This is a genomic window from Janthinobacterium algoris (genome assembly GCF_051380935.1).
Classification (GTDB): Bacteria; Pseudomonadota; Gammaproteobacteria; order Burkholderiales; family Burkholderiaceae_D; genus Janthinobacterium.
Window position 1 is genome coordinate 1 of the sequence record NZ_JBNYXZ010000020.1, and the last position, 14,263, is coordinate 14,263.

Genomic DNA, 14,263 nt, shown 5'->3' on the forward strand with positions numbered 1-14,263 from the left:
ACATAGACATAAGGGCGACCACCATCAACCGCAATGGCCCCCATAGAACTGCTGAGAGCGATACCGGACGGCGTTTGTTGGTTGCTCCACTGGAAGTTATTGCCATCCCACCAGTTGTACCATAAGTTGCCATCGCTGCCGAGCACGTAGACATATGGGCGCCCACCATCAACCGTAATAGCCCCCATAGAAGTGCTGAGCGTAATACCGGACGGCGTTTGTTGATTGCTCCATTGAAAGTTACTGCCGTCCCACCAGTTGCACCACAAGTTGCCATCGCTGCCGAGCACATAAACATAAGGGCGCGCACCACCAACCGTAATGGTCCCCATAGAACTGCTGAGAGCAACAGCGGACGGCGTTTGTTGGTTACTCCACTGGAAATTTTTGCCATCCCACCAATTGCACCATAAATTTCCATCGCTGCAGAGCACGTAGACATATGGGCGTCCACCATCAACCGTAATGGCCCCCATCGCTCTGTTTAGAGCGACCCCAGACGGTGTTCGTTGGTTGCTCCACTGGAAGTTATTGCCATCCCACAAGTTGCACCATAGGTTACCATCAGTGCCGAGGACGTACACATAAGGACGACCATTGTCGACGACGATGGCGCCCATGGAATTGCTGAAATACGGTGTGCTTGGCGGTACTGCGTCGTCTAGCGACGGACTGTGAACTCCTTCTGTATTATCCAGGCTTATTGCGCTTACTACTATACTTGCGATTACGGCAGCCAACGGCACGTTTACAGGGGGCGGAATCCACCATGCGTAGGGAAACAATGCGGTCGTTACAATCTGCAGCACACGTGAAAAAGGCAGGAAGGAGCGGTCGCCTGTGCCCCAACGATATGGGAAACCGAGCCACTGAGCACGTGCGAATTCTGGCATATAGTCGATCGCTATGAACTCCAGCTTCTCGGACGAATTGAAAATCTGCCCTCCGTCGGCTGTATCGTTACGCAGAAAAAAGTTAAATAACCCGTAATTGCCGGAGTCAGTCGGATTGGGGCCCGGGGCTTTGTAATTCGCGTGCCCATTTTTTGAGGAATAAATTACGAACTGGTCACCAACACGCCCAAATTGACTAGGATCCGTCACCCATTGGGTGTGGCCATGCTGGGACAGGCCGACACCAAGTACTCGGTGTGTAGTATTGTCCACGCGTACTGTCATGGACTCCCAGTCTGCCCAGTGCTCGCCACAAGGCTGCAGGTCAACGTCTTGGTGATAAACAAGATTCTCTATATGCAGATTGCCTGGGCCATTGTATGCATAGAAGAAAAAATACTGAATGTCTGTAGATTGACTATTGGTGCCTGCGCGAACATTCACGTAAGTTTTTGCCATCGCCGCATTGCCTGACTTAGCCACGCTTTGCAATGTCAACGTCCATTTGCCGTCATCAGTGGATCCCACGGGTAAATCCTTGATAGTCGGAGAAGGAATACTGACATCGGGACCATTCAAAGTCGCATTTTGAAGATACCATTCGACCGAGCACATGAAAAATTGTTCGTCCGGATGCAGGTGTACGATAGGCGCATAGCGCTTCGCAATTTTCTGCAATTCTTTGAGCGAAAAGGGAGCGTTTCGCGCCGCATTAGCACTAACTACTGATGTTGATAGTTCAAAGTTCATTTTCGAGCTCCAATGTCAGACACTACAGATATGGGAATTCCTGAACAAGCTTGTACGGGTCGTTTATTTGACCTCGGCCTTGCCGGAACTGGCTTTCGAAATCCAGCGACCTGCTGGGATTGCCCCCGCAGTTGGCTTACAGACACCATAGCACTTTTGCAACGTCCCGTGTGCTCATGCCTTTGCCAAGCATTTAAAAAACTTCAACTTCTCGTCTGGTCAGTAGGTTAGTTTTTTTATTCGCCATGGGACCCGATAAGGACAGAATTTAGAATAGTCGTGGAGAGGGCAGTTTGCGTCAGATACGCACTACGGTGAAATGGAACCGTAGAGCGTATCGTATAGGCACACCCAAACGGGCCATTTGCGTGAGACGAATATTTCGTCTCACTAGAGTTGTTTTTTCGCTATCGACATGGTAATTTTAGCAGTTCTAAAGCCTATCGAGACGAACCCGACCCATGGCGCTCTACGGATATGCCCGCGTTTCCAGCAGCGACCAGGACTTCGCCCTCCTGGAGCAGGCGCTGCGCGCCGCTGGTTGCGACGTTGTTCGAGCTGAGAAGGCGAGCGGCACCAGCCGCGCCGGCCGCACCGAGCTGGCGACGCTGCTCGATTTCCTGCGGCGGGGTGACACGCTGGTCGTGACGAGGATCGATCGCCTCGCGCGCAGCATCAAGGATCTGCAGGACATCGTGTACACGTTGAAGGAGCGCGGCGTCACCCTCAAGGCGACCGAGCAACCCATCGACACCCGCAGCGCGGCGGGCAAAGCCTTCCTGGACATGCTGGGAGTGTTTGCCGAATTCGAAACCAACCTCCGGCGTGAGCGCCAGCTCGAGGGCATCGCCGCCGCCAAGGTACGCGGTGTTTACCATGGCCGCAAGCCGTCGGTGGATTCCGCCGAAGTCCAACGCCTTCACAACGATGAGAAGCTGGGCGCGACGGAAATCGCACGGCGACTCGGCGTTGACCGCGCATCCGTGTACCGCGCGCTGGCCCGCCATGGTCGGCCGGCATAAGACGATCCCTATCGACTCGCTGCTGCAGTTGCGGCAGCGGCTGGATCGTTTGCCGCGCACGAGTTCGGAGCGTGTCACCCAGATCGCCGCCGTGGCCAGCCTGTACGGCGTCTCCGCGACAACCGTTTATCGGGCGCTGCAAGCGTTTCAGAAGCCGCACGCCGCGCACCGCGCCGACCACGGCAAGCCGCGGATGTTGCCGCAAGCGGAGTTGGAGCGTTATTGCGAACTTATCGCGGCGCTGAAACTGCGCACCACCAACAAGGCCGGACGCCACCTGTCCACCGGGCGGGCCATCGAGCTGATGGAGGACCATGGGGTGGAGACGGTTCAGGGATTGGTCAAGGTGCCCAAGGGTCTGCTGCGGCGCCCGACCGTCAATCGTTACCTATCCCTGTTGCGGCTTGACCAGCCCCACTTGTTGCGCGAACCACCAGCCGTGCGCTTCCAGGCAGAGCACAGCAACGACTGCTGGCAATTCGATATGTCGTCATCCGACCTCAAGCATATTGACAAGCCCGATTGGATCGATCCGTCAAAGGGCGTGCCGACCTTGATGCTGTTCAGAGTGGTGGATGACCGCAGCGGCGTTGGCTACCAAAAGTACCAGTGCGTATATGGCGAGGACGCCGAGTCCGCGCTGCGTTTCCTGTTCAACGCCATGACCGTCAAGGCCGATCCCGCGTTTCCATTCCAGGGCCGGCCAAAGATGATCTATCTGGACAACGGGCCGGTGGCCAAGAGCCGGGTGTTTCAAAACGTCATGCTGGCCCTCGATATCGAATGGCTCACCCACATCCCGGCTGGCAAGGATGGAACGCGCACGACGGCCCGTTCGAAAGGCAAGGTCGAGCGCCCTTTCAGGACGGTGAAGGAGGCTCATGAAACGCTTTACCATTTCCACAAGCCGGAAACGGAACGCCAGGCCAACGAGTGGCTGATGCGCTACCTGCTGCGTTACAACGACCAGAGCCATCGTTCGGAGAAGCACTCCCGCCTGGCCGATTGGCTGGCCAACCTGCCCGCCGAGGGCGTGCGCGACATGTGCGCATGGGAGCAGTACTGTCGGTTCGCGCGCGAACCCGAGAGCCGCAAGGTCGGCGTCGACGCGCGCATCGCCATCGGCGGCACCGCCTACCAGGTTGAGCCGGACATGGCCGGCGAGACTGTCGTTCTGCTGTGGGGCTTGTTCGACGACGAAATGTACGTCGAGTTCGACGCTGAGAAGTTCGGGCCCTACCACCCTGTGTCCGGCCCGATCCCGCTGCACCGCTACCGCGCGTTCAAGCGCGGCAAGGCGGACGAACGCGCCGACCGCATCCGCGCGCTCGCCAACCAGCTCGATCTGCCGATCAGCGCTTTGGCCGGAAGCGGTGTGCACCTTTCGTCGCCGGCCGCCGCCGTGTCGCTGCCGCACCAACCATTCGACGCCGAGGCCCACGCCTACCACTTCACCGGCGCCATCGCCGCCAAGCTGGCCATCGCCGACGACCTGGCGCGGCCGCTGGCCAAGCTCGCGCCGGAGGACCGCGCCTTCATCAACCAATTGCTGGCCGAGACGCTCAACCGCAGCGTCGTGCTGGCACGCGTGCGGGACTATTTCCGAAACAAGCAAACAGGAGAGCACCATGCGGGTTGAAGTGATGCAGTATTACGGGCTGACGCAGGCGCTCAGCCAAGCCGGCTATTACGAGACCGAGCACCACCAGCAGCTCATCAAGGACATCAAAGGGGCGGTCATGCAGGGGCGCCTGATCGCCGTCTGTGGCGTCGTCGGCAGCGGCAAGACCGTCACGCTGCGCCGTCTTCAGCAGATCCTGAAGGATGAAAACCGCGTGTCCGTCGCCAAGTCGGTCTCGGTGGAGAAGCACAGCATCAAACTCGCCACGCTGATCTCGGCTCTCTACTACGATCTGTCGCAGGACAAACAGGTGCAGATCCCCAAGCAGGGAGAGCGGCGCGACCGCGAGCTGCAGGATTTGGTGAAAAAAGGCAAGCGCCCCGTTGCGCTGTTCATCGACGAGGCGTACGACTTGAACGGCCATACGCTCATCGGTTTCAAGCGCCTGATGGAGGTCGTGGAGGACGTCGGCGGCCGCCTGTCGGTGATCCTGGTCGGACATCCCAAACTACGCAACGACCTGCGCCGACCGACGATAGAGGAAATCGGCTACCGCACCGACATATTCAATTTGGACGGCATCGCCGGCAGCCAGCGCGACTACTTCCATTGGCTGCTCGGCGTCTGCACCGGCAACAAGACCGAGCCGGGGGAGATCCTGACAGCCGAGGCGATCGACATACTGGGCACCAAGCTGCGCACGCCGCTACAGGTTCAGTTGCATCTGACATTGGCCCTCGAAGCTGGCTATCAGACTGGCGAGAAGCCGGTCACGGCGGAATTGGTGGAGACGGTGCTGTCGCGCCAGCTCGACGACCTGGAGCCGACGCTGGCGCGCCACGGCTACCGGCTCAAGGACATGACCGAACAGTTCGACGCCAAGGCGGCGGAGATCCGCGCAATGTTCAGCAACCAGCTGGAACCGAAGCGCACGGCCGAGATCCGCGAGCGCATGTTGGCGGCGGGCTTGCCGATATAGCGATGGGCGGGATCCCGATAAGAGGCCATACTGTCTTACTTTTAACCCACATGAAGGGGGATAGGATGGCACATTCAATTTCACTGCAATACATGGAGCCAGACGACGCGACGCCACGCGCTGGCTATGAGTTCACCGACGGAGGGCTCGAATTGCCGGAAGGCGCACCCGTTCCACGTATAGGCGAATTCATGCAATTGATCTTGGGCGACAGCTCTAAGAGCTATGTCGTGCTGGCCGTCCATACACGGCTTTTCATGCTCGATCCAAAAGCCATCGGTTGGCACTCTGTCGTAACCCTTGGCCCAGGAGCCCAAGTAGCCGATCAGCGGCTTTTGATAATCCGGGAGTAAGGCGCTACAGGCGCTCCGTGGTGTCCCCGACGTTGGCGCCCCGCGCTCGGGGACGTAGACTGCCGGCGCCGCGCGCCAACCCCGTCGCTGGCGGCGGGCTTGCCGATGAGCCGTCATTCGCAGTTAGCGTGAGCCGGCGGCGATGAAACGCGAGCCGGCGCCGACGAATGCAAGCTCATTTGCAGATAGCGTGAGCATGAGCGCCTTTTCATTTGCAGTTATTGTGAGCCGAAAACCGCGTGGAATGCGAGCATGACTGATTTGGAATGCGAACCGCTACACCTAGGGACACTTTGAGGCACACTATGTCCCTCAAGCATCCACTTTGCGGATGCGGCGCTGGCCACCGCCAGCGCCATCGGGCGAAAAGGCGTGGCGCAGATTGTGCCCTCATTAAACGGTAATGACCAAGCAATCAAACAAGCTATACGCAATCTCGCCTGCCAGCCATACGCGGTCGGTCATGATCCATCGAAGCTTAAACTCCATGATGTATTGTTAATCCGATATTTCCTGCTGACATCGTGGCTATTTACTTCGACAATCAGTTTCTCGACATGAAGTGGATCCCGATATCCTAAAACGAGAAACGAAAGTCGTACGAGATCCTCGTACCACCGCTTTGATTGTCCAGGGTGCCATGAACCATTTCGGTTCCATAAAACATGAAGGCTTCGCCGTAATCGAGTTCGACCGGCTTGAAATCGCACAGGCCGGGTGCGGACTCGACATACATCGAGTTGCTGCCAAAGACACGTGTCACAGGAAGCCAAACATTGACCACGTTGGGCCGCTGCCCATATTCAACATCTCGGTGGAAGCGGAGGATCGCCCTTGATCCATGAAAGTTGACCCGCATCATCGCCTCAGGCTGACAACTGCGGATCGGGCCCGCGAAAGCTGCAATGTGATCGAAGACAAGCGAATGAATGATGGGCATCGAGCAATCTATCACAGCCTCGCGCAAGGCCTTGCTTATGTTCCAACAGTTACGGGTAACAAAGTGGTTTGGCAATTTGTGGTCAGCATCCTGAGGATTCCATCGAGAATCGAGGTGCAACTTCTCGAGCTCGTCAGTGCCAAAGAATTCCTCCACAAGCGCGCGCAGGTTCCATCGAGCGACATCATAGGTGAAGACGGACGACAGTGGCACGGCGCACCCTGCTACCTCGACCATCTCCTCGCTGCGAAATCGGACTGGGTACTTAACAGATTCCATGACACCTCTTACCGTTGATGATTGCGCGAAACCAACGCCGCAGTCTAGGCCGCAAGCGCTAGAGCTTTTGCAAGCAGTGCTGCTGCGGCCGCCGAATCCTCCTTGGGACGGAACGCCTTAGCGGAGCCGGGCGAGGGGACGTCTTCTTCCTCGGCCAGAAGTTCGATCACGGTAACCGCGACTTCCACTGCCACCGCGACCTCTGTCGTCACCTCTGTCGTCACTTCGGTGGTAACCTCAGTCGTCGTATTGCTAATCAACGCACAAATGACTGCAATGTTCGGCGGGGCACTGGTGGATTTAGTCGTGCCCGAGAGGTTGACGTAAGTTGGTTGTGCGTCGCCATCCCATAATTCCCCATAAAGTGTCAGCGTAGGGGCCTGGGAATTCGAGAACTGTAAGATCGCGTTCTGAGGATTGCCTCCTTCACTGAACCAAGCGAGCTGGTTGATTTCGCCGTTCGGTCCCTTTTCACCAGAATATACCGAATTTTTGACGACTGTCCCGCCGTACGTAACCTGCGGCGCGTTAATCACCAACTTTTCGTTGAGCTGTGAGCTATCGCCGCTGCTTGTGAGGCTGAACAAGTTGTACGTTCCATTCCAGGTCGACAGCTGTTGGGTCGCGGCACCTGCGTTGCCAAATAGGTTGCTGGCTGCCGGAAGTGGGTCGCTCCCTTGCGCGAACTGTGCAACAAAGCCGTTGATACCAGCGTTCTGATAAAAGGTCAGCTGTGCCGATGTTGCGTTGCCGCTCGAGTTGGACCAGCTAACGCCAGTTGCGCTGAACGACGGCGAGGTGATCGGGGATCCATTGACCGAAATCGACTGGTTGGTGGCGTCGATCACCACCGGACCGGGAATGTAGGTTGTTCCATCAGGCTGCAGCCAGCTAGTCATGTAAGTTCCGGACGGATCAAATGTGGCCATTGTCTTCTCCAATATGTCTGTAAATGGAAATACTTAGGTGCGATCAGGCCTCGATCAGACTGTCCTTGCTGGTGTGAACATCCGCCATGGTGCGAGTCACCGCTGAAGGAGTCGCCGCATAGCCTTGCTGTCGCAGCCAGGATGCAACTACGCTTTCATACTCTCCAACCGGTATAGTGCGGTCGGCGACGGCCTGCGCTGCAGCGACCTGCCGGTTGTAGTACTCGCGTGCAAGCCCCGGATCAAGCAGTGCAGCACCAACGAAGCGAACCGCCTCCAGATCTGGATCGCGTTTAAACATCATCCGTGTGACTCCAGTATGCTGATGCAATAGCGATCGTCGCTGGTCAGCAGTGAGTCCCACGCACGCTTCGAGGTATATCTTGGGGCTGGCACGAAATTCCCGCTGGGCTCTTTGGTCGAGTGCAAGCTTAAGCAACGTCTGATAAAGCGCCTCCGAGGCGAAACTGTACTTGTACCCTGGAGGCACTCTGTGATTATGGTTATTGCGACGAGCAATCTCGGCCAACACCGGATAGTCCTCGCGGTCGCAAATCAACGGGTTACGCCTCGCCTCGCTCACCTTTGCTAGTCCAAGTTTGGCAAGCATACCCGCATCTGACTGGATTCCATCCTTCGCTGGGATGAAGAAGGTGGATATACCGGATACCTTGGCCTTCACATCCGGATTACGATAGTCGGCGATCACGTAGCGATCGATTTGAGGTGGACCGTAAAACATGTTGGCAACATAGTTTATCGCCAGATGATCAGGGCCGTAGAGTTCTTCGAGGTAGTCGATTAGGACATCAAACTTGTCGTTTTCGTAACCGGAGAACTTGAATCCTAGATCTCCGATACAGCCAACCTGCCATAACATGAAGTTGGCGGTGGTATCTACTTTTCGCCGGCGCAACAGGAAGTCGGTGGCCTCGTAGATTTGAAGGCCTGGAACGCTCGGATCCACCCCAAGGTCGGCGTAGAGACAGTCCTCGGCAGATACCGCCGGTAGCATTACCGCGTCGTAACCTTCCGCGCGGGCAATCTCGATCGCATTATGCGACGGAGTTACAAACACTCCAGGGTGACCGTAGAACAGCGCACACACGTACTTGCCCGCGCGCACCTCCGCCATTATTCGCTCGATCATCTGTACGTAGGTGATTACCCGGCCTTTGTCGTCCGCGTAGTACTGGTAGAGATCGAAAGCGTTAGGATTCTGCGACTCGATCCATAAATCGGTGACTGGGTCAGCTGCAGCATAGAGCACGATGTCTGCCTGCTGAATGTGCGCTTGGCCTTCCAGCGTAAAGTGCGCGACCGCCTTGATGCCTGAACCGATGACAACCAACCTACCTTTAGTGTCGTTCATAGTGCAAACTCGCTCGAAATCTGTGATGGAATATCCGATAGTGCGTTCGCTCGATCAATATCACTGAATACACTTAAATTCCTGAGAAAACTAATGTTTTCATTATTCATAATGAATTTCCTTTAAATGTCGGGCAGGCAGAGGAAAAATTAAATTTATCAATGAGGAAATTTTATTGAATATTTAACGAAGAATTCTATTCAATAATCACAGTTTCATAATTTTCTCATGCAAGTAATTCCTTTGAATAGCTTAAAATTTTACTCTTACACAGCCAAAATCTGACTATGTGTCACATCGAAGAATCCCGCAGGCGGAGAAGGTAAACTGCGATGCTAATGCAATCGACCCACTATGTGTCCAGTCCTATTTAATCATCAACGCGTTTCACTAATATATCCGGCTTCTTTTGCTGCCATTTTTTGAGGGCCTGGAGGGGTGTTTTTGCACTGATGGCTTATTGTGCAATATGGTAGTTGTAAAGCTTTAATTAGTTGAACATAGACGACTCCAGGTCGGCCCTACTATCGAATCGAGTCTGCCCAGTAGCTCGTTGATACGGCCATAGAATCGCTCAACCATGCCATCCGTCTGGGGATGCCGGGGTGCCGCTAGACGGTGTTCGATGTCCATGCCGGCGCAGACTTTATCGAAGGCGTGCTGGCCACTGGGCTTCCTGTTTTTCGTTGTGAAGCGTTCGGTGAATTGCGAACCGTTGTCGGTCAGCAGTTTGATGACCCTGATCGGTAAGGTCAGCTTGCGCCAGCGCAGAAAGTTGACGCTGCTTTTGTCGCTCATGTCACTGGAGATGTGCAAGAATACCCAGCGCGTGGCGCGGTCAGTGGCCATGAACAGATAGCAACGCGAGGTTTCGCCGGGTACCTGCGGCGAGTATTTGATGTAGACTAGGCCGCCAAGGAAAACGCCCAGCAGCACCACACGGCCCGCATTGACGAGATGACGCAATGAGAAGGCCACCGCGGTGCTGCACAGCGAGCAAATTAAATTAGAGGAGCGAAATGGACGCTGTGTGGGGACTTATTGGTACGTTGATTGGTGCACTTGCCAGTATCGGCACTACCTGGATAACTGCGCGCAACGCATCTACACAGCAAATTGCCATTGCTGAGCGTACTCGGGACGAACAAAACCGCACGTTTCAACGGGAAACATTGCTGGAATTACAGACGGCAGTTAGCGACATATTGCGATTGGTCTCTCACGCGCATTTTCAGGACCTAGTGGCGTTCCGCTCAGGGACCACATGGGGGCGAAATATTCTTGACGATGCGCTGGACGCGGAGATGGGGACTACGTTTAGAAAGATATCCCTTCTTACCGCTCGGGTCGTAGATGACCAATTGCGACAGGATATCCAACAGGCCGTAGCGTCCGCAGCGCATGTGTCGGCTGCTGTCGACGAACAATCGGCCATGGTTCAGCTCTCTATTGCCATGGACGCGGGTATAGCACTCATGGGACGCATTGGCGTCAACCTTAGACAACAGTATTGACCGAGGAAAACGCCCAGCTGCACTTAATGGCCCGCAAGACGGGCCTTCCGCAATGAGAAGGTCAGCACGGTGCTGGCCAGCGAGGAAAATCCATGCGCCCAGGGCGCCCCGTACCGGCCGGCGCCGGAAAAAAAGAAAGCGAATATCTAATGTTGGATTACTCGACCCTTACAAGCACCGCCGAACGCAAGTTACGCGAGTGCGCAGATCAAGCTTCGACGATGGTTGAAAAAGTTGAATTCCGTCAGCGCTTGGATATGGGCCACGGCATTTGGCAGCTCTGGCTAGAGCTGGCGAGTATGGTCGACAAAGCAGCAGCGAGGCGCGATATGGATAGGCTCTATGCGTTGATCGAGCCTGAAAGCATTTCGGGATTGCGCGCTACGAGTGCCGGGAAAAAGTAGGAAGGAATATCCAGATGATACTGATCGCCCATGAGTCGATGGAGCAAGCGCGGGAATCGGCAGCAATTCTAGTGACGCTCGGATCGCCTGCTCGTAAGCTTCTGGCTGAAGCGGTCGAGGCGACTGGTGTCAAGCGCAAGCAGCTCTCTAAAGCCGCGAAGGATCTGGAGACCGCTGGTTTGCTGTTTGTACGCGATAGCGGGAACCTCTGGGAGTCGCAATTTGAATTGATGCCAACGCTTGCTGGCGAAGAGGCGCTTGAAGTACTTGATGAACAATAGGGAATAGTATGTTGATAAGTGTCTATCGTATGGATGAGACCCTGCAAACTAAGTTGGTAGGAGAGACGGAAGTCGACGCGTTGCGCTTGACGATTATGGCCGAGTCGAGAGAAGCGGAGGCGCGTAAGCGCGGACGGGCTTGGACAGAAGGTGCGGTTCCCTTCTTCGCCGAAGAGCTGATCGCGGCGGCAAAAGCGAAAAAACCGACGACTGAAATCGAGATGCATGCTGCTAATGCAGCAATGGCAGCATGGTTGTGCGATTCGATTTACAACGGCGTGACAGCGGACATTTTTAAACAATCCGATATTGTGTTCACGCTGCTTTCAAACGGTGCAGTGAAGTACGACCGTCTTCCTGCCACGAAGGTCTAGGAAAATATGGACTACGACTACGAATCTCACGAACTGCTGCAAGATGCAGTTGACGAAGGGATGATCGACGAAAAATCTGCAGCGTGCGGAGTGGCGAAGCAGTGCATCGATCAAGGTTACGACTCTCTCAGCCCGGCGCAAAGAGCCGTCTACGATCTTCAAGTTGTACCGCACCTGAAAAAAATCGCCGAACGACGGGAGATTGAGGATCGCATGCGTGGCATGCCCGACTAAACTAACGACAATGGAAAACGACCAGCCTCACTGAGGGCTGCGTCTGACGCTGCCTAGTGGGCTTAGACGGCCAGCGAGAATAATATGATTAAATTTGTTGCAATCCTCAATGAATTAGAGATAAAGAGCGACGTTCTTCAATTTCGGCTCGCGCAGGGAAGTACCCCGAGGACACAGGATTTTGTTGCCTTACGCCACGAGGTTGAGGTCGGCTTGCTAATCTTTGAAGATTGGGAACTGCCATTTAGCTTTGTCTATGAAGTTTTCGTACTTCAAGAAGCAAGGAATGACCGCATTGGGTCTTTGCTACTCTCGCAGGCCGAAATGATCGCGGCCAAGCTTGGCCGCTCAAGCATTCGTCTAATTCCAAGATCTCTTTGTGAAGAGGCGATGTCCGACCTAGAACTAACCACCTGGTATAAAAGAAAGGGCTACATCGAATGCGCTTCCGAAACAGGGCAACTGGAGAAGTTTCTTTTTCCATCACCTGCTTGAAGGCGATATGGGAAGATCGAGGAAATCGCTATGTCGTCTTGTACGCTGACCATTCTCGCTAAGCCTTGCCCATCGTGCCCCTGGCGCGTCAACCGGGACGCGACAGACATCCCGAACTTTGATTTAAGTTTGGCGGAAGGCCTGGCGAACTGCTGTCCGGATACCCGCAACATGGGACCAGACTTCGGTGCGAGCATGTTCGCCTGCCACCAGTCCAAGGATGGCGCCGAGGTTGCATGTGCGGGCTGGATGGCAACCGTGGGCCATCGACATCCTGGCGTGCGCCTGGCGGTCGCTATGGGTCGTTTGGACGCATCTGCCCTGCGCCCTGGAACCGGTTGGCCAGATCTGCATCAAAACTACCAGCAGGTGTTGGAAAAACTCCGGGCAACTGATCCGGCCGCCGAACTGAATTGATACCGGAAAAGATCATGAGCATCATGTTTGAAATCACCACCAAGTCGGGTGAGATCCACAAGGGGCACGTAATGGGCTCCGGTGGCTACCTCGGGGCCGGTACTGCATTCCAAGGACGTGATCGGGAGCGAGCGGCCGCAGTGCGCCAGCTTACGAACTTGATTGCATTCTGTAGCCGCACTGGCGAACTCCCTACGGGGATCGCACGGGAACCTGGTGGCATGTGCATTGTCCACCCTCCATACTATTACAGCTTCGCGCGATTTGAGGATTACGCGGCTGCGATTAAAACCGTACCGCTCGAAGGCGCCACCTTTCGCACATTGAGTTGAGCGGAAAAACTCCGGGCAACTGATCCGGCCGACGAACTGATTTGATACCGGAAAAGACGCTATGACGATCAACGCAACTTGGCTTGCTGAATTCACCTCCGCTTTCGAACAACAGATTGAAGGAGAGGACGGGGCCGCCGTAGGCCGCCAGCTTTGGGCCGATAGCGATGATGCCTGGCGCGCAGCGCGTGCCGTAGGCTTGGATCTGGCCTACGAGGATGCCATGGTGGAAGCCGAGGTATGGGCTGCACTGTCGGGCAAAGAGAACGCCATCAAATGGGCTACTCCCGCAAAGATTGCCACAGTGCATGAAACACAAGTTCCCGCACTTCTTTACGGTTTATGCAATCCACGGGATGTGGAAGGTAACTTATTGGGGTTTTTCCCTCTGCTTGATGGGGCTCGTGTGGTAATCGAAGACGTTGTAAAGCGGTTCCCGCCACCTTTACAACATGCAAGCACCGACGTTTACCATGCTGCATGGTTGCAAGCGGTCGCTGAGGCAGATCGAGTCCAGGCGAAAGCAGCGCGAATTGCAGCCACGAAACAAAGCGGCGGAATAGCCACCGAAATCGCAACTGAGTTGAACCTTTGGGCTAATGCAAAAGAACGTCGCATGCCAATGACTTGATGCCCTAAAAGCAAGGAAAAGAATCGTGGCTACTCAAAAATGCTGGATCATCAAATACGTCGTGGGAAACCCGGCGGTGTTCACGCGGGTGACGACGGATAGCGCGGGTGCGATCAAACGTGGCGATGCACTGGCCGGTGCAGCCAATGTCGCGGAGAACGGCTGGCGCGTCTGACCTTCTCGCCCAGTGGCCGACGAATCACCTAACATATCGGAAAATTATGCGGAAGATCTATATCGGACTAATCGTAGTGCTACTGGTAGCCATTGTTGGCTACCTCGCAATGGATCGCCGGGACAAGCAGGTTGCGTCAGAGCGCGACCAAGCGTTTGATCAAAAATTTGCAAAGTAGGAAAATCGGCGCCGGATGGCGCCCGTCAGCTGGATGGACGCGACCTAGCGGTTCGTGCCATGGTGCCGAATCAGCACTGCCTGCGCAAGA

Annotated in this window: 18 protein-coding genes and 1 pseudogene; 14 read left to right on the forward strand and 5 right to left on the reverse strand. The window is 55.4% G+C overall.

Translation table 11 applies throughout. The annotated features are described in order from the left end of the window. On the reverse strand, positions 1–1,643 hold a 1,643-nt coding region (locus ACQ4W7_RS23930), incomplete at its 3' end, for a Vps62-related protein (RefSeq protein WP_436533779.1). 461 nt (positions 1,644–2,104) lie between these two features. Here ACQ4W7_RS23930 and ACQ4W7_RS23935 point away from each other — a divergent pair. From ACQ4W7_RS23935 to ACQ4W7_RS23950, 4 genes are all read left to right on the forward strand, one after another. Next, positions 2,105–2,665: a recombinase family protein gene (locus ACQ4W7_RS23935; protein WP_436533781.1), complete on the forward strand. Its 561-nt coding sequence runs from the start codon at positions 2,105–2,107 to the stop codon at positions 2,663–2,665. Positions 2,666–2,669: 4 nt separating this feature from the next. Then, positions 2,670–4,304, forward strand: coding sequence for an IS481 family transposase (locus tag ACQ4W7_RS23940; RefSeq protein ID WP_436533967.1), 1,635 nt, complete (start codon positions 2,670–2,672; stop codon positions 4,302–4,304). Beyond that, complete coding sequence (locus ACQ4W7_RS23945) at positions 4,294–5,265, forward strand: ExeA family protein (protein WP_436533783.1); 972 nt, start codon at positions 4,294–4,296, stop codon at positions 5,263–5,265. Before ACQ4W7_RS23940 ends, ACQ4W7_RS23945 begins: the two co-directional genes overlap by 11 nt. Before the next feature lie 191 nt (positions 5,266–5,456). Next, entirely contained in the window at positions 5,457–5,618 is a 162-nt protein-coding gene (locus ACQ4W7_RS23950) for a hypothetical protein (protein ID WP_436533785.1), read from the forward strand. 577 nt (positions 5,619–6,195) lie between these two features. Here ACQ4W7_RS23950 and ACQ4W7_RS23955 read toward each other — a convergent pair. The 4 genes and pseudogenes from ACQ4W7_RS23955 to ACQ4W7_RS23970 form a co-directional block, all read right to left on the reverse strand. Beyond that, complete coding sequence (locus ACQ4W7_RS23955) at positions 6,196–6,837, reverse strand: 2OG-Fe(II) oxygenase family protein (RefSeq protein ID WP_436533787.1); 642 nt, start codon at positions 6,835–6,837, stop codon at positions 6,196–6,198. 44 nt (positions 6,838–6,881) lie between these two features. Beyond that, positions 6,882–7,766 carry a hypothetical protein gene (locus ACQ4W7_RS23960; protein WP_436533789.1) on the reverse strand — a complete coding sequence of 295 codons (885 nt, stop codon included), beginning with the start codon at positions 7,764–7,766 and terminating at the stop codon, positions 6,882–6,884. Between the two features lie 43 nt (positions 7,767–7,809). Then, a complete protein-coding gene (locus ACQ4W7_RS23965) occupies positions 7,810–9,138 on the reverse strand; it encodes an SAM-dependent methyltransferase (RefSeq protein ID WP_436533791.1) in 1,329 nt (442 codons plus the stop codon). 370 nt (positions 9,139–9,508) lie between these two features. Further along, positions 9,509–10,044: pseudogene (locus ACQ4W7_RS23970) on the reverse strand (DDE-type integrase/transposase/recombinase); the annotation flags it as partial. A 113-nt stretch (positions 10,045–10,157) separates the two neighbouring features. Between ACQ4W7_RS23970 and ACQ4W7_RS23975 the strand changes: the two are divergent. The 10 genes from ACQ4W7_RS23975 (at position 10,158) to ACQ4W7_RS24020 (ending at position 13,995) form a co-directional block, all read left to right on the forward strand. Further along, positions 10,158–10,652 carry a hypothetical protein gene (locus ACQ4W7_RS23975; protein ID WP_436533793.1) on the forward strand — a complete coding sequence of 165 codons (495 nt, stop codon included), beginning with the start codon at positions 10,158–10,160 and terminating at the stop codon, positions 10,650–10,652. A gap of 92 nt (positions 10,653–10,744) precedes the next feature. Continuing rightward, positions 10,745–11,056 carry a hypothetical protein gene (locus ACQ4W7_RS23980; RefSeq protein ID WP_436533795.1) on the forward strand — a complete coding sequence of 104 codons (312 nt, stop codon included), beginning with the start codon at positions 10,745–10,747 and terminating at the stop codon, positions 11,054–11,056. Positions 11,057–11,070: 14 nt separating this feature from the next. Then, positions 11,071–11,337 carry a hypothetical protein gene (locus tag ACQ4W7_RS23985; protein WP_436533797.1) on the forward strand — a complete coding sequence of 89 codons (267 nt, stop codon included), beginning with the start codon at positions 11,071–11,073 and terminating at the stop codon, positions 11,335–11,337. A 29-nt stretch (positions 11,338–11,366) separates the two neighbouring features. Then, positions 11,367–11,711, forward strand: coding sequence for a hypothetical protein (locus ACQ4W7_RS23990; protein ID WP_436533798.1), 345 nt, complete (start codon positions 11,367–11,369; stop codon positions 11,709–11,711). A 6-nt stretch (positions 11,712–11,717) separates the two neighbouring features. Further along, on the forward strand, positions 11,718–11,945 hold the full coding sequence (locus ACQ4W7_RS23995) for a hypothetical protein (protein ID WP_436533800.1): 228 nt from the start codon (positions 11,718–11,720) through the stop codon (positions 11,943–11,945). 84 nt (positions 11,946–12,029) lie between these two features. Then, positions 12,030–12,440: a GNAT family N-acetyltransferase gene (locus ACQ4W7_RS24000; RefSeq protein ID WP_436533802.1), complete on the forward strand. Its 411-nt coding sequence runs from the start codon at positions 12,030–12,032 to the stop codon at positions 12,438–12,440. Positions 12,441–12,470: 30 nt separating this feature from the next. Continuing rightward, complete coding sequence (locus ACQ4W7_RS24005) at positions 12,471–12,857, forward strand: DUF6283 family protein (RefSeq protein WP_436533804.1); 387 nt, start codon at positions 12,471–12,473, stop codon at positions 12,855–12,857. Positions 12,858–12,871: 14 nt separating this feature from the next. Then, positions 12,872–13,189: a hypothetical protein gene (locus tag ACQ4W7_RS24010; protein ID WP_436533806.1), complete on the forward strand. Its 318-nt coding sequence runs from the start codon at positions 12,872–12,874 to the stop codon at positions 13,187–13,189. 61 nt (positions 13,190–13,250) lie between these two features. Then, complete coding sequence (locus ACQ4W7_RS24015) at positions 13,251–13,820, forward strand: hypothetical protein (RefSeq protein ID WP_436533808.1); 570 nt, start codon at positions 13,251–13,253, stop codon at positions 13,818–13,820. Positions 13,821–13,845: 25 nt separating this feature from the next. Then, positions 13,846–13,995 (forward strand): hypothetical protein, encoded by a 150-nt coding sequence (locus tag ACQ4W7_RS24020; protein ID WP_436533810.1) that lies wholly within the window; start codon positions 13,846–13,848, stop codon positions 13,993–13,995. Positions 13,996–14,263: the final 268 nt, after the last annotated feature.